This is a genomic window from Novosphingobium kalidii (assembly GCF_040534015.1).
GTDB lineage: Bacteria > Pseudomonadota > Alphaproteobacteria > Sphingomonadales > Sphingomonadaceae > Novosphingobium > Novosphingobium kalidii.
On record NZ_JBEWLY010000008.1, the window covers coordinates 319429 to 343043 of the forward strand.

Annotated in this window: 23 protein-coding genes and 1 tRNA gene; 4 read left to right on the forward strand and 20 right to left on the reverse strand. The window is 62.0% G+C overall.

The features are described from left to right. Positions 1 to 12: 12 nt before the first annotated feature. From ABVV53_RS04745 to ABVV53_RS04775, 7 genes are all read right to left on the reverse strand, one after another. Positions 13 to 576, reverse strand: coding sequence for a DsbE family thiol:disulfide interchange protein (locus ABVV53_RS04745; RefSeq protein WP_353983231.1), 564 nt, complete (start codon positions 574 to 576; stop codon positions 13 to 15). After that, positions 573 to 2519, reverse strand: a complete 1947-nt coding sequence (locus ABVV53_RS04750; protein ID WP_353983232.1) for a heme lyase CcmF/NrfE family subunit — start codon at positions 2517 to 2519, stop codon at positions 573 to 575. Before ABVV53_RS04750 ends, ABVV53_RS04745 begins: the two co-directional genes overlap by 4 nt. After that, complete coding sequence (gene ccmE / locus ABVV53_RS04755; protein ID WP_353983233.1) at positions 2516 to 2986, reverse strand: cytochrome c maturation protein CcmE; 471 nt, start codon at positions 2984 to 2986, stop codon at positions 2516 to 2518. Before ccmE ends, ABVV53_RS04750 begins: the two co-directional genes overlap by 4 nt. Next, positions 2986 to 3126 carry a hypothetical protein gene (locus tag ABVV53_RS04760; protein ID WP_353983234.1) on the reverse strand — a complete coding sequence of 47 codons (141 nt, stop codon included), beginning with the start codon at positions 3124 to 3126 and terminating at the stop codon, positions 2986 to 2988. Before ABVV53_RS04760 ends, ccmE begins: the two co-directional genes overlap by 1 nt. A 2-nt stretch (positions 3127 to 3128) precedes the next feature. After that, the gene (gene ccmC, locus ABVV53_RS04765; protein WP_353983235.1) at positions 3129 to 3854 is read right to left on the reverse strand and encodes a heme ABC transporter permease CcmC; all 726 of its coding nucleotides are present in this window, start codon (positions 3852 to 3854) and stop codon (positions 3129 to 3131) included. Between the two features lie 64 nt (positions 3855 to 3918). Further along, positions 3919 to 4983: a Leu/Phe/Val dehydrogenase gene (locus ABVV53_RS04770; protein ID WP_353983236.1), complete on the reverse strand. Its 1065-nt coding sequence runs from the start codon at positions 4981 to 4983 to the stop codon at positions 3919 to 3921. Between the two features lie 47 nt (positions 4984 to 5030). Next, positions 5031 to 5107 (reverse strand) — tRNA-His (locus ABVV53_RS04775). Positions 5108 to 5378: 271 nt separating this feature from the next. Between ABVV53_RS04775 and ABVV53_RS04780 the strand changes: the two genes are divergently transcribed. Next, positions 5379 to 6011 carry a prolyl hydroxylase family protein gene (locus tag ABVV53_RS04780; protein ID WP_353983437.1) on the forward strand — a complete coding sequence of 211 codons (633 nt, stop codon included), beginning with the start codon at positions 5379 to 5381 and terminating at the stop codon, positions 6009 to 6011. A gap of 184 nt (positions 6012 to 6195) precedes the next feature. Here the strand turns inward: ABVV53_RS04780 and ABVV53_RS04785 are convergent, their stop codons facing one another. From ABVV53_RS04785 to pyrH, 12 genes are all read right to left on the reverse strand, one after another. Beyond that, positions 6196 to 6747, reverse strand: coding sequence for a superoxide dismutase family protein (locus ABVV53_RS04785; protein ID WP_353983237.1), 552 nt, complete (start codon positions 6745 to 6747; stop codon positions 6196 to 6198). Between the two features lie 51 nt (positions 6748 to 6798). After that, complete coding sequence (locus tag ABVV53_RS04790; protein WP_353983238.1) at positions 6799 to 8289, reverse strand: MFS transporter; 1491 nt, start codon at positions 8287 to 8289, stop codon at positions 6799 to 6801. 146 nt (positions 8290 to 8435) lie between these two features. Continuing rightward, on the reverse strand, positions 8436 to 8663 hold the full coding sequence (rpmE, locus tag ABVV53_RS04795) for a 50S ribosomal protein L31 (RefSeq protein ID WP_353983239.1): 228 nt from the start codon (positions 8661 to 8663) through the stop codon (positions 8436 to 8438). 120 nt (positions 8664 to 8783) lie between these two features. Next, positions 8784 to 9233, reverse strand: a complete 450-nt coding sequence (gene fabZ, locus ABVV53_RS04800; protein WP_353983240.1) for a 3-hydroxyacyl-ACP dehydratase FabZ — start codon at positions 9231 to 9233, stop codon at positions 8784 to 8786. Between the two features lie 19 nt (positions 9234 to 9252). Then, entirely contained in the window at positions 9253 to 9924 is a 672-nt protein-coding gene (locus ABVV53_RS04805; RefSeq protein WP_353983241.1) for an OmpH/Skp family outer membrane protein, read from the reverse strand. Next, the gene (bamA, locus tag ABVV53_RS04810) at positions 9924 to 12623 is read right to left on the reverse strand and encodes an outer membrane protein assembly factor BamA (protein WP_353983242.1); all 2700 of its coding nucleotides are present in this window, start codon (positions 12621 to 12623) and stop codon (positions 9924 to 9926) included. Before bamA ends, ABVV53_RS04805 begins: the two co-directional genes overlap by 1 nt. Before the next feature lie 177 nt (positions 12624 to 12800). Further along, positions 12801 to 13916, reverse strand: coding sequence for an RIP metalloprotease RseP (rseP, locus tag ABVV53_RS04815; RefSeq protein WP_353983243.1), 1116 nt, complete (start codon positions 13914 to 13916; stop codon positions 12801 to 12803). Then, positions 13913 to 15073, reverse strand: coding sequence for a 1-deoxy-D-xylulose-5-phosphate reductoisomerase (locus ABVV53_RS04820; protein ID WP_353983244.1), 1161 nt, complete (start codon positions 15071 to 15073; stop codon positions 13913 to 13915). Before ABVV53_RS04820 ends, rseP begins: the two co-directional genes overlap by 4 nt. Further along, entirely contained in the window at positions 15070 to 15849 is a 780-nt protein-coding gene (locus ABVV53_RS04825) for a phosphatidate cytidylyltransferase (RefSeq protein ID WP_353983245.1), read from the reverse strand. The genes ABVV53_RS04820 and ABVV53_RS04825 overlap by 4 nt, the downstream gene beginning before the upstream one ends. Beyond that, positions 15824 to 16513 carry a polyprenyl diphosphate synthase gene (gene uppS, locus ABVV53_RS04830; RefSeq protein WP_353983246.1) on the reverse strand — a complete coding sequence of 230 codons (690 nt, stop codon included), beginning with the start codon at positions 16511 to 16513 and terminating at the stop codon, positions 15824 to 15826. Before uppS ends, ABVV53_RS04825 begins: the two co-directional genes overlap by 26 nt. Positions 16514 to 16544: 31 nt before the next feature. Continuing rightward, complete coding sequence (frr, locus tag ABVV53_RS04835; RefSeq protein WP_353983247.1) at positions 16545 to 17102, reverse strand: ribosome recycling factor; 558 nt, start codon at positions 17100 to 17102, stop codon at positions 16545 to 16547. 2 nt (positions 17103 to 17104) lie between these two features. Then, a complete protein-coding gene (gene pyrH, locus ABVV53_RS04840; RefSeq protein ID WP_353983248.1) occupies positions 17105 to 17824 on the reverse strand; it encodes a UMP kinase in 720 nt (239 codons plus the stop codon). A gap of 220 nt (positions 17825 to 18044) precedes the next feature. On the opposite strand from pyrH, the gene rplO reads away from it, so the two are divergent. From rplO to ABVV53_RS04855, 3 genes are all read left to right on the forward strand, one after another. Further along, positions 18045 to 18524 carry a 50S ribosomal protein L15 gene (gene rplO / locus ABVV53_RS04845; protein WP_353983438.1) on the forward strand — a complete coding sequence of 160 codons (480 nt, stop codon included), beginning with the start codon at positions 18045 to 18047 and terminating at the stop codon, positions 18522 to 18524. Positions 18525 to 18715: 191 nt separating this feature from the next. After that, positions 18716 to 20083, forward strand: coding sequence for a preprotein translocase subunit SecY (gene secY / locus ABVV53_RS04850; protein WP_353983249.1), 1368 nt, complete (start codon positions 18716 to 18718; stop codon positions 20081 to 20083). Positions 20084 to 20132: 49 nt separating this feature from the next. After that, the gene (locus ABVV53_RS04855) at positions 20133 to 20780 is read left to right on the forward strand and encodes an adenylate kinase (RefSeq protein ID WP_353983250.1); all 648 of its coding nucleotides are present in this window, start codon (positions 20133 to 20135) and stop codon (positions 20778 to 20780) included. Between the two features lie 313 nt (positions 20781 to 21093). On the opposite strand, the gene ABVV53_RS04860 is transcribed toward ABVV53_RS04855, so the two are convergent. Continuing rightward, positions 21094 to 23613, reverse strand: a complete 2520-nt coding sequence (locus ABVV53_RS04860; protein ID WP_353983251.1) for a penicillin-binding protein 1A — start codon at positions 23611 to 23613, stop codon at positions 21094 to 21096. Positions 23614 to 23615: the final 2 nt, after the last annotated feature.

Here is a 23615-nt window from a genome sequence, read left to right on the forward strand (position 1 = left end):
GGCGCAGCAGCGTCACTTCGCCGCCTCCAGCTTCTCCAGCAGCACCGGTACATGCTCTGGCCGAATGTCGCCGATATGCTGGTAGCGAATCCTGCCCTTGGCATCGACTACATAGGTTTCGGGAACACCCGAAGAGCCAAGAGCGAGTTGCACGGCTCCCGAATCGTCGGCGCCGATTCGTTGATACGGGTTGCCGTGCTCGGCCAGAAACGCTGCCAGTGCTTCCGGCCTGTCGCGTACGGAGATGCCCAGGATCGGCACGCCTGCTGCTGCAAGCTGTGCCAGTTGCGGCGCTTCCACTTTGCAAGGAAGACACCAGCTCGCGAAGATATTGAGCAGCTTCGGGCGTCCATCGGCGAAATCCTGATTGCTCAGGCCGGGACGGACGGGGAGCGAAGCGGGAAGCGTGAACTCTGGAAGCGGGCGGTCGATCAGGGCACTGGCGACATTCCGGTCGGCCGGACGAAAGAGCCCAAGGGCGACGAGTGCGGTGAACGCCGCGAACACAATTAGCGGCAACCAGATGGTCCAGGACCGGCGGCGCCTGGATGAGGGGTTGAGACGCTCTTCGGTCACCGGCCTTGCCTCTCTCGCCTGTATGCGATCTTGTCCCGCGCGACGATGCGCCGCACATCGCTCGCCACACGGCCGATCAGGGCCAGCAGTCCGCCCAGCGCGATCAATCCTCCGCCCAGCCAGATCAGCGTAACGAACGGCTTCCACCAGAGCCGCACTTGCCAACGGCCGTCCGTGGCTTCACCCCCCAGCACCGCATAAAGCTGGCCGTTCCAACGCGTGAGTAGCGCGGACTCGCTCGTCTGCTGCGGCGGGGTCCAGAAACTGCGCGCCTGCGGGCGGACTACAACAGCGGCTTCATCTCGATAAGCGGCGATTAGCCGTGCCTCCAAGGCAGTCCAGTTCGGCCCGGCGACTGGCTCTATTCCGACCAGGCGCACGCTCCAGGGCCCCACCGAAGTGGTCTCGCCCGGACGCAACGCCACCAGCCGCTCGACTGAGTAAGCGCTCTCGCTTGCCATGCCTATCAGCGAAACCGCGACGCCAAAGTGCGCGACGACCATCCCCCAAATCGGCAGCGGTGTGCGACGCAGGTTGCGGTCCCGTAAAGGAAGCAAGCTGGCAATCGCCAGTCCCACTCCGAGCGCAAGCCCGAGGAACGGCAGCAGCCCTGCTCCTCTCCACACGAGTAGTCCGGCGGCGGCTGCGAGCGTGATCGCGGCCGGGATCAGCAGGCGCTTGCCGATCCGCGCGAAGCGATCACGCCGCCAGCGCAGCAGCGGACCAACCGCGAGCACCACCAGCATCGGCACGAAAAACAGTGCGCCCACAGGATTAAAGTAAGGCGGTCCCACCGAGACCTTCGCGCCCACTGCCTCTGCCACAAGTGGGTAGAGCGTTCCAAACAGCACAATCCCCAGAATAGCGGAGAGCAGTACGTTGTTAATCACCAGCGCGCCCTCGCGGCTGACAACGGCGAAACGCTCGCCTTCCGTCACCGTGGAGGCGCGCAGGCCGAACAGCGTGAGCGCCCCCCCGATGTTGATGGCCAGCAGCGCCAGGATAAAGCTACCGCGCTCTGGATCGACCGCGAAGGCGTGAACGCTGGTGAGAATGCCCGAGCGAACAAGGAACGTGCCGATCATCGACATTGAGAAAGCGACGACTCCCAGCATTATCGTCCAGGCTCGCAGTGCATCGCGCGCAGCCAGAACGCTTACGGAGTGCAAAAGTGCAGTGGCCGCCAGCCAAGGCATGAGAGAGGCGTTTTCGACGGGGTCCCAGAACCACCAGCCGCCCCAGCCCAACTCATAGTAGGCCCAGTAAGACCCTGCGGTGATTCCGATTGTCAGGAATATCCACGCGGCCAGAACCCAGGGCCGCATGGCGCGCGCGAACGCCGGACCCACTTCTCGCGTCACCAGGGCGCCGATGGCGAAGCTGAACGCGATCGAAAGGCCGACATAGCCGAGGTACAGCGTAGGCGGGTGAAAGGCGAGGCCCAGATCCTGCAGCAGCGGGTTCAGGCCGTTCCCTTCCGGCGGCGCCGGGTTAAGCCGCTCGAACGGATTGGAGGCGACCAGCAGGAATGCGTAGAAGCCCAGGCTCACAAAGGCCTGGCCCGCAAGGGTTGCCAGCATGGTCCGCTCCGGCAGCCGCCGCTCGACCAGCGCAAGGAAAGCGCCGGCAAGCCCCATCACCGTCACCCACAGGAGCATCGACCCTTCGTGATTGCCCCAAGCGCCCGCTATCTTGAAGACCAGCGGCTTCATCGAATGCGAGTTGAGCGCCACCAGCTTCACGGAGAGGTCCGTCACCGCGAAGACCTGAATCAGCGCCGCAAACGCGATCAGCGCAAGAAGGCCCTGCACGACGGCAACCGGACGCACGACCCCGCCAAATGCGGCTCCGCCTTTTGTAAGCGCCAAAGCTCCGGCAAGCAGTTGGAGCGCCGCCAGCGCGGCTGCGAGCCACAGCGCGGCAAGGCCGAGTTCGGCGATCATTTGGTTTCGGCCACGACCGTTTTGGCCTGCTCCCTGGTCATCTCCTGCATTTCGCGCGGTACGTAGTTCTCGTCATGCTTCGCCAGGAGATTGTCGGCCACGAATGTGCCTTCGCGCGTCATCTTGCCCTCGGCCACAACGCCCGAACCTTCGACGAATAGCGAAGGGACGATGCCGGCGAAACGAACTGGCACGCGCGCCTTGCCGTCGCCCACGACGAAAGCGATGGTCACACCGTCGGGCGCCGTACGCAACGAGCCGGCCACGACCATACCGCCTAGACGCACCGCACGGTCAGGCGAAGGCGGCTTGGCTACGATCTCGCTCGGAACATAGAAATAGCTGGCTTGGCTGCGGAGCGCCCAAGCCGCGAGCAGCCCGGCGCCTAGCACCACCACCAGCGCGATGACCAGCAGCACAAGCCGTTGATGCTTGGCTTTGATCCCAGCAGGTCCATTCACGGCCATCAGCGTTTCCGACTTTCGTCACGACGTTTCTCGGCTTGGCGCATCGACAGCCAGGACCAGGCGATCATGCCCAGCGTTCCCAGCACACCGATCCCGTAGGCGGCCAGCACAAACGTCCATTGATCCAACGCCTCGCGCATCTTCAGCCCGCTTCCGCCATGGCCCTGCGCCGCAATCGCGCCTCGGCCTGGGTGTTGGCCAGAATCGCTCGCATTCGTGCGAGCACGACTCCGGCAAAGATTAGTGAGAAACCTCCAGCTGCCATGAGCAGCGGCCAGAGGAACGCCATATCGATCGCGGACTTGCCCATCGTGATGCTCGCAGGCTGGTGCAGCGTATTCCACCACACTACGGAACGGTTGATGATCGGCACATTGATGGCACCCACGATGCCGAAGATAGCCGCGACCCGGCCATTGCCACCGTCGCGCCGGGCGACATCGGACAAGGCGATATAGCCGAAGTAGAGGAACAGCAGCACGAGCATCGACGTGAGCCGGCCGTCCCACACCCACCACGTGCCCCAGGTCGGCCGTCCCCAAATAGAGCCGGTGACAAGGCAGATTGCCGTGAACACCGCGCCCGGGACGGCTGCAGCGCGCGCCGCAATAGCAGCCAGCGGGTGGCGCCACACCAACTCGGTTACGCTCGCGCCGGCGATCGTCATCCATCCTGCCATGCCCAGCCATGCAGCGGGCACATGCAGGAATAGGATACGCACTGTCTCGCCCATCAGCCGGTCAGCGGGCGCCCACAGCAGCCCGTAGAGCAATGCTGCCGAAGTGACCGCCAGCCCCACGAGCAGACACAGCGGCGTCAACCAACGGGCGAGGCGCAGAAAACGGGCCGGGTTGGCAAAGCCGTGCATGACAGGCGCGCTTCTACTGCCCACAGCCGGGGTCGCAAGAGCTACTTGGTATCAACTTGTGACATTACCTGCCGATGAGCCGCTGGGCCATGCTGTCGGCGACAACATCGGGCGTGCGTCCACTGGCTTCCGCCTCATCCCAGATCGCGTGGAGACGCGATGGTATCGCTTCGACGGCCTGGTGAACTTCCGCCACGTCGCAGGCGTGGCCATCCCGACGCGCAAGATACTCCAATGTCACGGCGATGATCCCGCCACCGTTGATGACGTAGTCAGGCGTGTAGAGAATGCCGCGTTCTGCCAGCATGGCACCGTGCTCAGCCCGAGCGAGCTGATTGTTGGCTCCCCCTGCCACGATGGAAGCGCGCAGTCGCGCAATCCCGCTGTCGTCGAGGATAGCGCCAAGAGCATTCGGGCTGAACACATCGCACTCGGCGTCCATGATCTCGTTCGCCGACACAGTGCGTGCGCCCAGTTCGAGTGCGAGCGCGTCAGCGCGTTTCGCGTCGACATCAGCCAGGGTCAGCTGCGCTCCGGCTCGCGCCAGCAACCGCGCAGCGCCGCCTCCCACACTCCCTGTGCCTTGCACTGCCACGTGAACGCCCTCGAGGCTGTCGCGCCCCAGCTTTTGCGCCACCGCGGCCTTGATGCCCAGAAAAACGCCCTTGGCTGTGAATGGACCGGGATCACCACCGGCCGCAGTGCTGTCGGTGGCCGGAAGCCCGGTCACGAACGGAGTGCGGGACGCGATCGCGACCATGTCCGGCTCGCCCATGCCGACGTCTTCCGCCGTGATGTAACGGCCGCCAAGCGCCTGAATCGCATCTCCGAACGCCGCCAGAACCTCAGGAGACTTCGCACGGTCCGGTCCGGCGAGAATCACGGCCTTGCCGCCCCCCATCGGCAGCCCTGCCATGGCATTCTTGTAGCTCATTCCCCGCGAGAGTCGTAGGGAGTCCCGTAGCGCTGCCTCGGGCTCGGCATAATGCCAGAAGCGCGTGCCACCCGCGCCGGGGCCTAAGTGAGTCGAATGCAATGCGATGATGGCAGTAAGCCCGCTCGCACGGTCATGAACGAAGTGCACGCACTCGTGATCGTCGAAGTCAGGCTGAGTCCAAAAGGCGGCCAAGTAAAGTCCCCAAGTCTGCGGACCATGCGCCTAAAACAGTGGAAAAATGGGGCGATCGATGGGGTTCGAACCCACGACCTCCGGTACCACAAACCGGCGCTCTAACCAACTGAGCTACGATCGCCACAATCCCGACGCGCATGCCGGAGCCCGCGCTTTAGGGGAACGGCGCAAAAAGCTGCAAGCAGCGATCTGCGCGGGAGGGCGCCTTCGCACAAGGGAGCCGTTCTTGCAAAGCAAAAAGTTGAACGTTGCGCTCACCACGCAATTTTCTGTCGCGCTCCTCTGTTCATCTAGCGGCTGACCACTGGCTTCGGGGCGAATCAGCGGCAAAGAGCATTCGCATGCCTCTTGAAAGATGTTGCGAGGACAGAACGAGATTGTATCTCGATCGGATGCAGGGTCCCGGCGAATCGTCAGCCAGTCATCTCATGGCTCAGAGCGGTGTGCAGCGCGTGCCGTCGCAGCGGCTGGAACTGTTCATCCTTCGCGACTTCCTGTCCGCAAACGAATGCGAGACGCTAATCGAGTTGATCGAGGCGGAACGTCGTCCTTCCACGATCGCCAATCACAATGGGGACGACCTTTTCCGGACAAGCGAGACGTGTGATCTCCACCACGACCATCCGTGCGTGGCTGCGCTGGATCGCAAGCTTGCCGACGTCTCGGGAATTGCCCCAGTCTATGGCGAGCGGCTGCAAGGCCAACGCTACGAAGCAGGTCAGGAATTCAAGGCACACACGGACTACTTCGAACCAGGGCACCCCGACTATAAGACGTTTTGCGCCGTCTCCGGCCAGCGCACGTGGACCTTCATGGTCTACCTCAACGACGTAGAGGCCGGTGGCGCCACGCGCTTCAAGGTGATCGACAAGATCATCCAGCCCGAGCGGGGAAAGCTGCTCGCCTGGAACAATCGACGGCCGGACGGCAGCCTGAACGCGGCCACGCTCCACCACGCGATGAAGGTACGCAAGGGCCTGAAGTATGTGATCACCCGTTGGTACCGGGAGCGGCCTTGGGGGTGATGCGGGGGTTATTTTGAGCCGAACCCAGGCGCCACTCGATGCGGCCGCTCATATCAGAGTGGCTTGCCGCGCTCTCCAAGACGGTCCGACGGCTAGGCGCTCTCCGGTCCACCGCTGAACTTTCGCTGGCTTCAACCTCCACTTGCCAGCGGGCGCGGACGTTCGCCCGCACCCGCCCCACACCTCACTTCTTCGGAGCCGCCAAGACAGCGCACGCGATCCGATCGCCTGCATCGCCCGAGGGCTGGCTCTTGTAGTCGTCGGGCTTGGCGTGGATCACCAAGGCGGACCCATCCATATCGAACAGCGTCCTTGGGCCGTCGGCAAGCGTGACACCCGTGTTCAAGACCTCGCTCACGAGCTTCCCGGAGGCTCCGACATGCTGGTTGGGCATGTCGCCACCGTGCGGCCCCTGCTCTACCATGAAGCCGTGCTTGCTCCCGCCGGGCGCGTAGTGACCGCCGGCAGTCGTGAACTTCTGCTGCGGCTCGCACATCCCTTTTTCGTGGAAATGGAAGCCGTGCTCGCCCTCCGGCAGTCCGTTTAAATTCGTGGTGACGAGCACGCCGTGCGGTGTGTCCTTCAATGTGACGACGCCATGATCCCGGCCATCAGCGCCGATGACGCTGGCATGCACCACGCCGTGTGGTCCCGGCTTCGTGGCATTCGACTGCGCCAGCGCAGGACCGGCGCCAAACACTGCTGCGGCGCAAACGAACGTGGCAAAGCGGTTCATCTAAAATCTCCCTGTCTGTGAAGAGGTTTGGACACCCTGCCCTTCAAGGCGTCAACGGCCAATCGGTTCCGAAGGCGGCGCGTCACCCCATGACAGCGGCCGCGCGACGTCCTCGAGCGCCTTCCGCTCGCTGTCGATCCCGATCACCTTCGCGAGCGCCGCGGCAATGGCCATCAACCCCGCACCCACCGTATAGCCAAGCAGCACCTGATCGCGCGAGCCGCTTTCGATCAGCATGCCGAAGAACCAAGGTGCGGCCACTCCGCCGATGCCGGTGCCCAGTGCATAAAAGATCGCGATAGCCAGCGCCCGAACTTCCAACGGGAAGCTCTCGGCGACGGTAAGATAAGCAGCGGACGCCGCGGCCGAGGCGAAGAAGAACGTGACGCTCCAGCACAAAGTCTGCCCCATCGCATCCAGCACCCCGGCGCGGAAAGCGAACCCGGTCGCAAGCAAAAGTACGGCGGACATGCCATACGTCAGGGTGACCATAGGCCGCCGGCCCACGGTGTCGAAGAAGCTGCCCAGCACCAGCGGCCCCAGCACGTTGCCGGCCGCGAAGGGCAGAATGTACCAACCCACTTCTGCGGGGGGAACGCCGTAGAAGTCAGTCAGCGTCATCGCATATGTGAAAAAGATCGCGTTATAGAAGAAGGCCTGCGCGATCATCAGCGAAAGGCCGTAAGCGGTACGGCGCGGATACGTGCGCAGCAAAGCGCCGAACACCTCTGAAAGCGGAGTGCTCTTTCGCGATTGGACGGAGACCCTCGCCGGCGGCACGTGCGGCAAAACGTGCCCGTCGGCCGCAATCCGCGCTTCAATACCGCTCACTACCGCGTCCGCTTCCTCCGCCCGGCCATGAATCGCGAGCCAGCGGGGGCTCTCGGGGATGTAGCGGCGCAGCCAGATGATCACGCAACCGATTGCCGCGCCGCCGAAAAAGGTCAGCCGCCATCCCATGTCCGGACCAAAGTTCTCCGGATCGAGCATGACCAGCGATAGCCCTGCCGCTAGCCCCGCTCCCACCCAGTAGCTGCCGTTGATCGCAAGATCGGTCCAACCACGCCGCCGAGCCGGGATCAGCTCCTGAATGGCCGAGTTGATGGCGCTGTACTCACCTCCGATACCCGCGCCAGTCAGGAAGCGCATGATCATGAAACTGGGCAAATCCCACGCGAACGCGGTTCCCGCAGTCGAGAGCAGATAGAGGCCCAGCGTAACACTGAACATCTTCTTGCGGCCCATCCGATCAGTGAGCCAGCCGAACAGCAATGCGCCCAGCACGGCACCGGCAAGGTAGGCCGAGTTGGCGATCCCAACTTCAGAGGCGGAAAGCCCAAGGCTACGCTCGTCCCGCAGGGCTCCCGACACTGAACCGGCGAGCGTAACCTCCAGGCCATCGAGAATCCACGTGATGCCGAGCGCACCTACGATCAGCCAGTGAAAACGGCTCCACGGCAAGCGATCGAGACGCGCTGGCAGGCGTGCGGCGATTAAGCTAGCGCGATCGGCGTGGCCATCGGGATTAGTATGGATCGCCATCAGCAGCAGCCTATCGCCTGCCGGCTTACGCGCAACCCTCCTAGGGCCAGCTAAGGCTCCGCTCCCGCCTCAGACAACAAAAAAGGCGGCCCCTGCGGAGCCGCCCCTTGCGTGTCGTCCTCGCCTTCGCGGCGATTCGGAGACAATCAGTTCTTCTTGAGGCTGAGCCCGCCGAAGCGCTTGTTGAACTGCGCCACGCGGCCACCATCCTGAAGCTGTGCCTTTCCGCCGGTCCAAGCCGGGTGCGAGGTCGGGTCGATGTCAAGCACCAGGGTGTCACCTTCGCTGCCCCAGGTCGAGCGGGTCTGGAAAGTGGTGCCGTCAGTCATCTGCACCGTGATCATGTGGTAATCGGGATGGGTGTCGGCCTTCATGGTCTCAACTCTTTCGCTTGGCCGGTTCCGACCGGCCTGCCTTTGGAAAGCGGCGCCCTTAGCTGGGCAGCCACGAAAATGCAAGGGAGCAGTGCCGAAGGTCTGTTCGGCTACTGCCCTTCAGGAGTCCGCGATCATCGCCGTGAAGTTGACTTCGCACGTCACCTTATCGCCGATCGACGCCTTGCCCCAGAACTTGCACACACGCGAACGCTTCTGGACGAACCCCGCGCGGAGATCGAGCAGGACTCCCGGCTCGACCGGCGCGCGGAACTTCGCCTCTTCGATGGCCATGAAGTAGACCAGCTTGCCGGTGCCGGCGAGACCGAGGTTCTCCACAGCAAGAATTCCGGCAGCCTGCGCCAGCGCCTCAATTTGGAGGACGCCTGGCATGATTGGACGGCCCGGAAAGTGCCCCTGGAAAAAATCCTCGTTGAAGCTCACCGCCTTAACGGCGTGGATCTCCTCATCGCCGACCGAGACGACCCGATCGACGAGCAGCATCGGATAGCGGTGCGGCAATGCCGCGAGGATTTTGGCGTGATCGTAGGGTGTCGCCTGCTCGGTCATCGTCAGCTCGCGGCTTGCCTCAGCGGCCTGCGGGCTGCGCAGGCGCAGCGGCGGGAGCGGGAGCTTGCTGGCCCTGCTGCTGCGCGCGTGCCTCGCGCACTTGACGCGGTTCCCAGCCCTGCGGCGGGACGATCTGAGCCGAAGGCAACAGCGTGTTGAGCTCGGCCAGGATGTCCTGGTTCAGGTTGTAGGCGTTGTTGTTCACGGCCAGCACCGCCTGCGGGCTGAGGAGCAGCGAAACCTTCTTCTTGGCCATGGCGTTCTTCACTGCCTGGTCGAGCTTCTCGTCAATCTGCTCCTGCACGTAGGCGCGCGAGCGGCCGACCGGCTCAAGGATTTGCTGCAGTTCGGCCTGCCCGGATTCCTGAAGCTGCTGGATCGTCGCTGCCTGCTGCTCAAGCGAAGCCTGGTTGGGCTTGGCAGCCTGGCGATCGGCGTTGAACCTGTCCGCGAGCGGCTTGAGCTGCGCGTTCAGCGCATCACCGCGTGCGCGCGCCTGGTCAAACTGCGCCTTGTACGTCGTCTGGCGCTGGGTCTCGGCAGTCTTGTATGCGTTCGCGTTGGCGATCACCGCATCAAGATTCGCGATGGCAATGCCCTGCACCACGGTTCCGGTGTTCTGCGCGAAAGCAGGCTGCGCAACGCCAAGCAGAAGGCTTGCGGCGAGCGCGGACTTGAGAATGGTCTTCATCAGAATTGCGTTCCCACGTTGAAGTTGAAGGGTTTTGTATCGTCGCCTTCCTGCTTCACCAAAACCTTGGAAAAGTTGATGCGGAAGGGACCGAAAGGTGAGTTCCAGTTGACGCCGATGCCGATCGACACACGCGGCTTCCAGGTGTCTCCAACAAAGATCTCGTCGAAGGCGTTGACCGGAGTTCCGTTCTCGGTGAACTCGCAGCCAGGCGTCTGCGGCGGAGCTGTGTTGCCGTTGCCGCTAACGATGGTCTGAGTCGATCCGCAGGTTCGAATGTAAGTGCGATTACCCTGTGCATCGCGCCGTGGTATGGTCGTCTGCTCGCGAAGCGGACTGACGCCAGGATCGCTGATCCCCCACACCGAACCGGCGTTCACAAATATAGAGGGGCGTAGCCCCAGTTCGCGAGCGCCGGATCCCAAAGGAATCTCTACTTCGGCCTTGGCAAGGTAGTAATACTTGCCTCCGAGCGCATCATCGGTCCAGTCACGACGGCGAGTGGAGAGAGTGCCCTCTGACGCGTTGGCAACGATATTTCCGTCGGCATTCACATAAGGCTTGCGCAGCACGCGCGGCCCCACGCCGCGAATGTCGAACCCACCGATCTGCGGCTCGCCCAAATAAAAGCGATCAATCAGCCGGACTTCATTATCGTCCAGCGATTTGATCGCCCCGCCCTCGCCCGAGAGCGAGAAGATGAAGCCCTTGCCGAGGTTGGTGAAGCGAGACGCGTTCGCACGCAGGCGGACATACTTCACGTCACCGCCCAGACCTGCCACGTCGCCATTGATTGACGCCGTAATGCCGCGAGTCGGACGTACCCGATTATCCAGAGTGTCATAGATCAGCGACATGCCGACCATCGAGCTCAGGCGATTACCGATAGCATCGCACAAGTAGCGTCCTGCCAGCAGGACATCGCACTCCTGCACGCCCGGGGTAACGCGATCGGAGAAGAACGTACCTCGGGCAAGCGAAACCTCATCGTAGTTGAGCGTGTAGCGGGCAACTGCGGTCAGGTACTCTGTGAGCGGCAGACCGGCGCGGACCTGGAAGCCCGTCGTGGTCTGCTGATAAGTCGTGTCACGGTTGTTGTTGTTGTAATTGAAGCTGTTGAGGTCGCGGCGGTAGACATCAACGCCCATCGATATGTTCTGGTCGAACACGTAGGGTTCGGTGAAGCTCGCCTCAACGCTCTTGGAAAAGCGCGAGTAGCTGCCCGACAGACCCACGGTCTGGCCGCGTCCGCGGAAGTTGCGCTGGCGGATAGATGCCTGGAAAATGAAGCTTTCGAGGCTCGAGAAACCAGCTGACAGCTGAAGCTCGCCGGTCGGCTTCTCCTCGACATTGGCCTCGAGGATAATGCGATCGTCAGCACTACCCGGTTTCTGCTCGACTTCGAACTTCTCCTGGAAGTAGCCGAGCGACTTGATGCGGTTGGTGGAGCGCTTCACCTGAAGCGAATTGAACGCGTCGCCTTCAGCAAGACGGAACTCGCGGCGTACGACCTTGTCCTGCGTCAGCGTGTTGCCATTCACGTCGATCCTTTCGACGTAAACGCGCGGCGCCTCCGAGATGACGAAGGTCAGACCCATCGTGAGGTCTTCCTTGTTGCGGTCGTAGTTCGGCCGCACGTCGGCGAAGGCATAGCCGAAGGCACCGGCGGTATCGTTCAGCCGCTCGATCGTGTCCTCGACGAGCTTGGCGTCGTACCAGTCACCTTCCTTCATCGGCAACTGGGCAGCGAGCTTCTCGCTGTCGAAGTCGCGCAGCTGGCTGTCCACTTCGACTTCGCCGAACTTGTAGCGCTCGCCTTCCTCCACCACGTAAGTGATGATGAAGTCCTTCTTGTCCGGAGTCAGCTCGGCCACGGCTGAAACCACGCGGAAGTCGGCATATCCCTGAGTGAGGTAAAACTGGCGCAATTTTTGCTGATCGAACGCCATGCGATCAGGATCGTAGCTGGTGTTCGAACTGAATATCTTGGTCAGGCCGGTCGTCTTGGTGACCATCTCGCCGCGCAGCTCGCCATCGGAGAACTGCTCGTTGCCGATGATATTGATCTGCCGAACCTTGGACTTGTCGCCCTCAGTAATCTCGAAGACGATATCGACCCGGTTCTGATCGAGCATGACCATCTTCGGCTCGACGGTCGCGGCGTAACGGCCCTGGCGCTTATAAAGCTCGATGATGCGCGCAACGTCCGCACGAACTTTCGAACGCGTGAAGATCTGGCGCGGAGCAACCTTGATCTCGGGCAGGATCTTGTCATCCTTGATCCGCTTGTTGCCCTCCAGAATGATCCGGTTGACGACCGGGTTTTCCTTCACCTGGATCGTTACGTTACCGGCATCATTGGTAATCTGGACGTCGGAGAACAACTCCGTCTCGTATAGATCCTTCAGCGCCTGATCCGCCGCGGCCGAGCTGTAGGGCTGGCCGATGCGCAACTTGACATAGGAGATGACCGTCTGAGCCTCCAGACGCTCGGCGCCTGTCACCCTGATCGACTGAATGATCTGTTCCTGTGGAGCACCCACAGCAGAAGCGGCAGGAGGAGTAACGGCCGGAGCCGGGACGCCTTGCGCGTAAGCAAGCCCCGGAAAGACTGTCAGGCCTGTGGTTCCCAGAAGCACTGCCGCCATCCGGGAGGCGCGGCGGGCCTTATCGCAGCGAACTATTTCCCATCCCATCATCAACGCAAATCCCGTAAGCGCCCGCGCGCCAATTGGCCGATCCCGAACCCTCGGCTCGCCGCCGGATATACCGACGGAAACGTGCCGTACACAATCGCCGCTGCCTCTGCCTGATCGAAGTTTACCGATCAAGCAGCCATTCAAGCGCCGCCGCCAAACTGAGTGAAATACCGAGTGCTATCCCCCGAAAACCGGAAGGGAGGCCAAATCGTTGATCGTTACGATCAGCATTAACGTCAGCACAAGTGCGACGCCGGTGCGGACCGCCCATTCCTGACTCCGCAAATCCAGAGGCTTTCTGCGCACCGCTTCGGCGCCATAGAAAGCCAGGTGACCCCCGTCGAGGCCCGGGATTGGCAGGAGATTGATGAATGCCAAGTTAATCGAGATCAGGGCAGCAAAGCCGACAAACGGCGCCCAGCCAAGGCTCAGCTGCTCGCCCGAGTACTTGGCGATCTTAATGGGACCGCCCAGTTCCTTCATCGAGCGCTCGCCCGTGAAGATCTGGATGATCCCCGCACCCATCATGCGCATGATACTGAAGCTCTGGTCCACACCGAGCTGCACAGATTCGAACGCCCCAACCGGCACGATCTCGCCTTTTCCTCCGGCGATCCCAATGCGCCCCACGCGCGCTTCATTGCCAAACCGGTCCTGTTCCACCGACGTCCCGATTTTTACGGGAATCACGACGGTTTCGCCATCACGATCCACGGCAACAGATACGGTGCGCTCCGGATAAGGCACGACGTGTTCCGGAATTTCGTTGAAGTTTGTGATACGACTACCAGCAACCGCAACAATCCGGTCGCCTACCCGCAGGCCCGCCTGCTGAGCGGGAGAGTCGGCGCTGAAGCCCTGCACCTCTGGCACAGCAACCACGCGGCCGTACGCGAGGTTAAATGCGGCGAAGATAGCCACGGCGCAAATCAGATTGGTCAGCGGGCCCGCGAGCACGACTAGCGCCCGTTGCCACAGCGGCTTGGCGTGGAAGGTCTGCGCGCGCTCCGCAGGCGTAAGGCCGTCCTGCTCGGGCGATGGCGCGCTGGCTGGGTTCATGTCACCGGCGAACTGGACGTAACCACCGAGCGGCAGCGCCGAGAGCTTCCAGCGCGTGCCGCGGCGATCCGTAAAACCCGCAAGCTCCTTACCGAAACCGACTGAGAACACATCCGCCTTGATGCCGAACAGCCGCCCCATGAGATAGTGTCCAAGCTCGTGCAAAACGACCAACGGCCCCAGCAGGAGCGCAAACCCGATCAGCATGGTGAGCAGCGAGGGAGAGTCCATCATGCTACGGCCTGCGTCAATTGACGCGCGCGAGCGCGCGCCTCGTCGTCAATGGCGAGCACATCGGATAAGCACCCGGGCGCGGGCGCGGCATAGGAGGAAAGAACATTCTCCACTCCTGCTGCAATCCGTGTGAACCCAATCTGACCAGCGAGGAAGGCAGCAACCGCTATCTCATTGGCAGCATTGAGAATAGCCGGGGCAGCTCCGCCGGCTTCCGCGGCCTCTCGCGCTAGGCGGGTCGCGGGGAAACGCACCTCGTCAGGCGCCCGAAATGTCAGTTCACCAATAGCTGCAAGGTCGAGCGGCGCGCAAGGCGTAGTCATCCTGCGCGGCCATGCCAGCGCCGAGGCGATCGGCACGCGCATGTCGGAGGGACCTAGCTGCGCCAAAGTGGAGCCATCGCGGTACTCCACCATGGAATGCACGACCGACTGCGGATGAACGATGATTCGCAGCTTCTCGAGGCCAACCGGAAACAAATGATAGGCCTCGATCAGTTCCAAGCCTTTGTTGAACATCGTGGCTGAATCGACGCTGATCTTGGCGCCCATGTCCCAGTTGGGGTGCTTTACCGCCTCGGCCGGAGTCGCCGCTGAGAGCCGCTCGAGCGACCAGTCGCGAAACGGCCCGCCGCTCGCTGTCAGGGTGATCGTACGCACGTCCGCAGCGTCGTTGCCGGCAAGGCACTGGAAGATGGCATTATGCTCGGAGTCCACCGGCAACAGCACGGTTCCGCAACGGCGCACAGCCGCAGTCATTACATCGCCTGCGGAAACCAGCGCCTCCTTATTGGCGAGCGCGACCACCCGTCCCTGCTCGATAGCCGCCATGGTCGGGCCCAAACCGGCACAACCGACAATCGCAGCGAGCACGATGTCGGCCTGCCGGGAAGCCGCCTCCACTAATGCGTCTTTGCCGGCAGCCGCCTCGACACCGCTCCCGGCAAGCGCTTCGCGCAACTCGGGGAGGCAGGATTCGTCCGCGACGACCGCCACTTGCGCGCCGAACTCGCACGCGAGGCGAGCCAAATCGCGCGCTTGGCAGTTCGCGGTCAGCGCGACAACATCCCATAACTCACGATCCCTGCGCACCAAGTCGAGAGTCGAAGTTCCTATCGAGCCGGTAGCGCCAAGGATGGTGAGGGAACGTCTGGTCATGAAAGGGTTGATAGCCGCACGATGATGAACAAGCTCCCAAACACCACAAGCACCGCAAGCAGCCCGTCTACCCTGTCGAACAATCCACCATGGCCAGGTAGCAACTTGCCAGAGTCCTTCACCCCGGCCCTCCGCTTCATCCAACTTTGAAAAAAGTCCCCGGCTTGCGCAACGACGGCAACGCCAAAGCCAAGCCCTAGCATGATCAGCGGATCCGTGGCGATCTCGACCGCCGTAACCTGAGCGCCCGGCGAGGTGGCAAGGATTTGCTCCGCGTTCGCAAGGACCAGCCAGATGACCAGCGTTGCGCCGATCACTCCGCCTAGCAGCCCGGCCCATGTCTTTGACGGACTGATCCGCGGGGCAATGCGCGGGCCGCCGATGGTTCGCCCCGCGAAGTAGGCACCCACGTCGGTACCAACTACAGCGCCGACGACCAACAGCACGAGAGCGGCACCTGCCGCCTCGGCTCGAACCTGAATGAGGATGGCGCTACCGATGGCGCTGTAGATGGCTCCCGCTGCGCGCCAGACAGTGCGCCCCCTGCCCGGCGGCTTGAATTGCAGCGCCAGCGCGCTCCACTCGAACCAGACGCCGATTCCGATGATTAACACGAACACGGTCCAGGCCAGGTCGCCCAGCCACAGCGCCGTCCCCGCAATCACAAGCATGACGAGTGCCGTTGCGACTCGCTTGGGCAAGTCGGCATTTCGAACCGCCAGCGGGACCTTGACGTGAGGGCCGGTCCTGTCAGCGTCCGCCATAACGTCGCTCACGCGTGGCGAAGGCCTCCATAGCCTCCTTGAGGTGATCCGCCGTAAAGTCAGGCCACAGCACATCGGTGAAGTACAGTTCCGCGTACGCTGCCTGCCACAGCAGAAAGTTCGACAGCCTCTCTTCGCCGGAAGTGCGGATCAGGAGATCCAACGGCGGGAGATCGGCAGTATCAAGCTCCGCGGCGATGCTCTGGGACGTGATCGCCCCTTTGGCCGCCGCAGCGCTCGCGGCACGAGCAATTTCGTCGTGCGAGCCATAGTTCAGCGCGACAGCCAGCGCGGTTCCGGTGTTGGCTGCGGTACGGACGAGTGCTTGTTCGATAAGCTCGACAACATCGGGTTTGAACGCTTTGTAATCACCAATAATTTTCAGCCTAATCCCCGCCTCGACGAACTCATCGAGATCCGAGAGGATGAAGCGCTTCATCAGTGTCATGAGGTCGGAAACCTCATCGTCCGGCCGGCGCCAGTTCTCGGTGGAGAAGGCGTAGATCGTCAATGCCTCGAGCCCGAGATCCCGCGCGCCCCGCACGACCTTTCGCACCGCTTCCACCCCACGCTGATGACCGAGCGCGCGTGGCATGTGCCGCTTCTTCGCCCAGCGCCCGTTGCCATCCATGATGATCGCAACATGCCGTGCCCTGATCGGCTCCACTTCGCTCATGCCCGAGCCCGCTGATTGGCTTCGGCAGGTATCACTTGCCCAGGATGTCCTTCTCCTTGCGCGAAAATTCCTCGTCAGCAGCCTTGATCTGCTCGTCAGTCAGCTTCTGGACGTCTCCCTCGGCACGCTTGCGATCGTCCTCCGAGATTTCCTTCTTGTTCTCGTCGACCTTCAAGGCTTCCATGCCGTCGCGCCGGACGTTGCGAATGGCGACGCGCGCCTTCTCCGCGTACTGTCCGGCGAGCTTCGCCAGTTCCTTCCGGCGCTCCTCCGTAAGATCCGGGATCGGAAGGCGCAGCGTCTGCCCATCGTTGATGGGGTTCAGACCAAGGCCGGCCGAGCGGATCGCCTTCTCAACGGGGCCGACGTTCGACTTGTCCCAAACCTGCACCGAAAGCATGCGCGGTTCAGGCGCGGACACCGAGGCGACCTGATTAAGAGGCATCTGAGCACCGTAGACCTCAACCATCACAGGATCGAGCAAATTGGTGCTGGCGCGGCTCGTGCGCAGTCCTGCAAGATCACTCTTGAGAGAATCCACTGCGCCCTTCATGCGACGCTCTAGATCGGCTTTGTCGTACTTTGCCATGTTCAGGCTCCCTTCTGGACGATCGTCTGGGTGCCCTGTCCTGCGAGCACGCGGGCCAGATTGCCCTTCTCGCGGATCGAGAACACCACAATCGGAATATCGTTGTCGCGGCATAGAGCCACGGCAGAGGCATCCATCACCTTCAGATTGTTGGCGAGGACGGTATCATACCCGACGCTGTTGTAGCGCGTCGCGTTTGGATTTGTTTTCGGGTCACTATCGTAGACTCCATCGACGCTGGTACCCTTAAGCAGGGCATCACACTGCATTTCTGCTGCGCGTAGCGCGGCGCCGGAATCGGTAGTGAAGTAAGGCGCACCAACACCGGCCGCAAAAATAACGACGCGACCTTTCTCCAGGTGTCGCTCTGCGCGCCGTCGGATCACGGGCTCACATACCTGATCCATCTGCACCGCCGACTGCACTCGCGTATCGACCCCGAGCTGCTCGAGAGCATTCTGCATCGCGAGCGCATTCATAACAGTGGCCAGCATGCCCATGTAGTCAGCCTGCGCGCGATCCATTCCCTTCGCCGCACCTGCCATGCCCCGGAAGATGTTGCCGCCGCCGATCACTAAGCAAATCTGCAGGCCGGTCTCTTTCGCGGCTTTAACTTCCTTTGCCATTTCGGCCACGAAGGCTGGATCGATGCCGAACTGCTGACTACCCATGAGCACCTCACCCGAGAGCTTCAGGAGGACGCGCTTGTAGGGGGATGCCATGGAACCGGGTTCTCGCAAGGGGGAAGACGCCCGGCTTTAGAAGTGCCCAAGGCGATTGCCAAGGGGCGAGGTTACGAATGCCTGACTATGACCCCTCGCATGCAGGAACGTGAACCGCGTCCTCTTGCGACAAATTACAAGGTGACATCGCACCCCGGAGCACCTAAGAGCGCCCGCTCAATTCCAAACAGCGCGAACAAAGCGAAAGCGAGTGCAGACCATGAAACTGAACGATCTTAGAGATAACGCCGGCGCCCGTCACCGCCGCATGCGCGTCGGCCGTGGTATCGGCTCCGGCAAGGGCAAGACTGCCGGACGCGGTCAGAAGGGTGCGAAAGCACGTTCGGGCGTCTCCATCAACGGCTTCGAAGGCGGCCAGATGCCGCTTCACATGCGTCTTCCGAAGCGCGGCTTCAACAACAAGAAGTTCGCCAAGGACTACGCAGAGGTCAACCTGGGCCTCGTCCAGAAGGCGATCGACGCTGGCAAGCTCGACGTGTCCGGCACTGTCGATCACGCCGTGCTGAAAGCAGCAGGCCTGGCCCGCGGCGGCAGGGACGGCGTGCGCTTGCTGGGCAAGGGCGAGCTGACCGCGAAGGTGACATTCCAGGTTGCCGGCGTTAGCAAGGGCGCACGCGAAGCGATCGAAAAGGCGGGCGGCTCGGTTGACGTGCCTGCGGTCGAGACCGCCGAAGCTTAAGCTTACAATTGAACCGGTGCGGCGCTTGTGCACAGCAGGCGTCGCACCGGCATTGCCGCCAGCGCGGCGGCAACTATATGCGCAGTCTTCGCCCCGATGTCCGATGGGGGGTTCGACAAGCCAACCAGCGCGCGATATGAGTGCTCGGCGAAGGGCTTGCGGCCCGAACAGTTTAAGGCTCCTTCCTTCCGATGGCTTCACGCGCCGACAACATCGCCAGCACTTTAAGTCTGGCCAACTTCTCCAAAGCGACCGAGCTTAAAAAGCGGATCTGGTTCACGATCGGTGCGCTGATCGTCTTCCGCTTCCTTAGCTTTGTGCCGCTCCCTGGCGTAAATCCGCTGATTCTTGAGTCGCTCTACGATCAGACGCGCGGCGGCATCCTCGACATGTTCAACGCTTTTTCCGGCGGCGGTCTGGAGCGCATGAGCCTTATCGCGCTCGGCGTGATGCCCTACATCACCGCGTCTATCGTGGTGCAGCTGGCCGCCTCGCTTCATCCGGCGCTCATGGCGCTGAAGAAGGAAGGCGAGGCTGGGCGCAAGAAACTCAACCAGTATACGCGCTACGGCGCGGTTCTGCTGTGCGGTATCCAGGGCTACTTCGTCGCCACGGGCCTAGAAGCCTACGGTGCGTCCAGCGGCCTTCAGGCTGTGGTGGCTCCCGGCCTGATGTTCCGCATCGGCGCGGTGATCAGCCTTATTGGCGGCACCATGTTCCTGCTGTGGCTGGGCGAACAGATCACCAGCCGGGGCATCGGTAACGGCGTGTCCCTCATCATCATGGCGGGTATCGTGGCCCAGATGCCGCAGTTCGTCGGCAACCTGATGAACCAGTATTCCGCTGGCGACACAGGATCGATCACGATCATCCTGCTGGTTGTGCTGATCGTCTCGATGATCCTGTTCATCTGTTTCATGGAGCGGGCGCAGCGCCGGCTGCTGATCCAATATCCAAAGCGTGCCACACAACGCGGAATGATGCAGGCGGATCGCAGTCATTTGCCGCTCAAAATCAACACTGCGGGCGTCATCCCGCCAATCTTTGCCAGTTCGCTGCTGTTGCTGCCGCTAACCATCACCCAGTTCGCCGGCAATTCGCTCGCACCGGACTCACAGATGGGCCAGGCAGTGGTTGCGTTGAATCAGTACCTTGGCCACGGCAAGCCGCTTTACATGCTGCTTTATGCCGCTGGGATCATCTTCTTCTGCTTCTTCTACACCGCGGTCGTCTTCAATCCTGAGGAAACGTCAGAGAACCTCAAGAAGAACGGTGGCTTCATCCCAGGCATCCGGCCTGGCAAGAACACCGCGAATTATCTTGATTATGTGCTCACCCGCATCACCGTGATCGGTGCGATCTACCTCACGATAGTATGCGTCCTGCCGGAGTACTTCCTGTCGCAGACGGGGCTTCCGCTGCTGTTCATGGGCGGAACCAGCCTGCTGATTGTCGTCAACGTCACCGTCGACACTATTACGCAGATCCAGTCGCACCTGCTGGCACACCAGTACGGCGATCTCATCAAGAAGGCGAAGCTGAAGGGACGGCTGCGCTGAGCGCGGCCGTCTGCTGACGACAACACAACAAAAGTTCAGGGGGGTTAGCGTGAACATCATCCTGTTGGGACCGCCGGGCGCGGGCAAGGGAACCCAGGCGCAGCGCTTGATGGAACGGCGCGGGATGCGCCAGCTATCCACCGGCGATATGTTGCGTGCCGCCGTCAAGGCGGGGACACCGATCGGCCTGCAAGCGAAGGAAGTGATGGATCGCGGCGAACTGGTTTCGGACGCAATCGTGTCGGGCCTTATCGGCGAGATGCTCGATTCAATGGGCCCCCGGACAGGCGCCATCTTCGATGGCTATCCGCGAACGGCTCCGCAGGCTGAATCTCTCGACTCCATCCTGGCCGACCGCAACCGCAAGCTGGACCACGTAATCGAGCTCGACGTCGACGAGGACGCATTGGTCGAGCGCATCACCGGTCGGTTCACCTGCGCAACTTGCGGCAAGGGCTACCATGATCAGTTCGAGCAGCCGCAGAAGCCCGGCACGTGCGACAAGTGCGGCAGCCACGAGTTCAAGCGCCGTCCAGACGACAACGCGGAGACAGTACGCACGCGGCTGGCGGAATATCGCGCAAAGACTGCACCAATCCTGCCCATCTATGAAGCCCGGGGCATCGTCGCCCGAGTGGATGGAATGGCCGAGATGAATGAGGTTACCGCGAAAATCGAGGCAATCCTCGCAGGCTAATGAAAGCTCCGCCTGCATCAGCGTGGTGCCAAGGCAGGCTTAGATTTCGTCGAAAGTTTTGCTGTAGTCTATACAGGTGAGCGCCTCGGCCCTCACCTGTAATCGGTTTAGCGACACCGCAGCGGGATTCAGCAGCTTGTGACACACCGCGCGCCACCGCTCGCGAACAGCGTGATGGGGCTTGAAGGGCTACCAGGCTGGCCGCGGTCCGGCGACCGCCAGGGCCGTCAAGCAACTCACGACCGAGCCGCCACACGGAACCTCGGTAGGGCGTTTGCAGCTCCCGCCGGGCCTTCTGAGCCTGGCGCTCAACTCAATATAACCCGCCCTGCTCTTCGACGAAGTCGCGTGGCTCAGCCTGTCGCGTCGTACTTGTAGCCGCAGCACGTGCTCTTTGAGCGCTGCGTATCTCGGCGACCAGGGCGTCGCGCTTGCGCGCGAACTCATCTTGCGCCGTATACCGCTTCGGCTCAGTGTCGGGCTTGAAGGCTTCCCAGATGATTGCTGCTTTTGGCTCGTTCGTGGGCTCAACGCCCATCACTTGCTTGCCGCTGGAACGGTCGATTCGCACCATCCGTACGCCGGCCGGCGCCACGAACGGCTCGGAACTCCAGCGCTCTTTAGTCTTTTGAACCACTTGCTTGAAGATCGGAGCCGCAATGCGGCCGCCTTGAGCATAACCGCCAAGGGAACGCGGCGTATCATAACCAAGGTACACACCCGCCACGTAGTCCTGCGAGCCGCCCACGAACCACACATCGGTGGGGCCGCTGGTCGTGCCGGTCTTGCCGAACAGAGGCAGGTCGAGGTCTCGCAAGCTCACCGCGGTCCCTCGAGTGACCACGCCTTCCAACATATGGACGACCTGGTAAGCGGTCGCAGCGTCGAGGACTTGTTTTCCCTTACGAGCGATGCGGGGCATCGCCTTGCCATCCCACTCGGCCATGTTGCAGCCCATGCAGCGGCGATCATCGCTACGCCAGATCACCTTGCCATTACGGTCCTGAACATAATCTATAACGGACGCCGGGAACTGCACGCCGTTATTGGCCAGCGCCGCATAGGCGTTGACCATGCGAGCCACGGTGGTTTCGCCAGCGCCGAGTGCGAAGGACAAGTAGGGCTTGTAGTCACCGATGCCCACATTGTGGAATGTGCGGATCACCCGGGGCATACCGGTGTCGTTGGCGATGCGCACCGTCATCAGGTTGCGGGATTGCTCCAGACCCCAGCGCATGGTGTGCGTACCACCGCCCCCGCCGCCAAAGTTGCGGAAGCATTTATTGCCCAGCGCCGCGCCCTGATAGACGCAGAAGGTGCCGTCCAGGACCTGCGTCGCGGGGGTCATACCGTACATGAGCCCGGTCGCATAGACGAAGGGCTTGATGGTGGAACCGGGCTGGCGCATCGCCTGCGTGGCACGATTGAACGAGCCCAGACCGGAATCGAACCCTCCCTGTATCGCCAGGATACGGCCTGTGCCGGGTTGCTCCATCAGCATGCCGCCTGACACCTCAGGGATCGACCTCACCGCGTAAGTACCCGAACGCACCGGCGCGGCTGCAAGCACATCGCCCACTCTCGCCTTATCCGGAATGCCCGTAAGCTCTGCGACACTGCCGTCGGTGAAGCCGATCTGGCCGCCGCTGCCGTCGCGAGAGATCACCACTCCGATACGCCAGTCCTGGTAATCGATGGTAAGGTTCGAGACGATCAATTGCGTCTGCCAGGTATCCATATCGTCAATGTGCGCGATCGGACCGACCCAGCCCCGGTTGCCGTGGTAGCGCAGCAAGCCTGCGCGCAATGCATCGCGCACGGCGCTCTGCATCTCTGTATCGACGGAGGTGCGGACCCAGAGACCTCCACCATAGACGCTCAAAGGACCATCATCGGACGTCTCGCCGAAGCGCTGGATCAAGTTGCGGCGGACTTCCTCGACGAAATAGCCGATCGAAGGTTCGTAGCGTTCCGCGCGGCGCGGTTTCAGGCCAAGCGGCAACGCCTTTGCCGCGTCGGCCTCTGCGCGCGTGGCCCAACGGTTCGCGACCATCTGGTCCAGCACGTAATTGCGCCGGGCGATCGCCATGCCTTCGTGCTTGGCGCGACCGTACCGCTCGGGCGCCTTGGGGAGAATGGCAAGAAACGCGACTTCATGTAGATCGAGCTGATCGATGTCCTTATCGAAGTAAGCCCGCGCCGCCGCCTGAACGCCGAAGCTCTGACGCCCCAGAGGGATCTCATTGAGATAAAGCTCAAGGATCTGCTGCTTGGTCAGCACCGATTCGATGCGGCGAGCCAGAACCATTTCCTTGAGCTTGCGCGTAATCGAATACTCGTCACCAATCAGAATATTTTTGGCGACCTGCTGCGTGATCGTCGATCCACCGCGAGCCCGGTCGCCGGAACCGAGCTTGGAGATATAGTCGACGGCTGCCGCGAACAAACCAGTGTAGTCTACGCCGCCATGGCTCCAGAAGCTCTTGTCTTCAGCCGAGAGGAAGGCGTCGATGAGGGGCCGAGGAAAGTCTACAAACCGCAGCTGAACGCGCCGTTCGCGCGCGTAGCTGTACACGATCTCGCCATCCATGCCGCGCACCATCGTAGGCAGCGGCGGCTGATAATCGAGCAGCTTGTCCGTAGAGGGAAGATCGCGTGTCAGGATCACCCAGAACACGCTTAGCGCAATCAGCAGCGCCACCCCTAAGTAGGCGAAGCGCCGAAGCCATGGCCTACCGCGCCACTGCGCTCCGACGGCGCGAAAGACGCCGCCGGTCTCGCGGCGGATACGGTAAGTGAAGTCCTCGGCTTCGGGTTCTGCCTGCTCGCTCATTG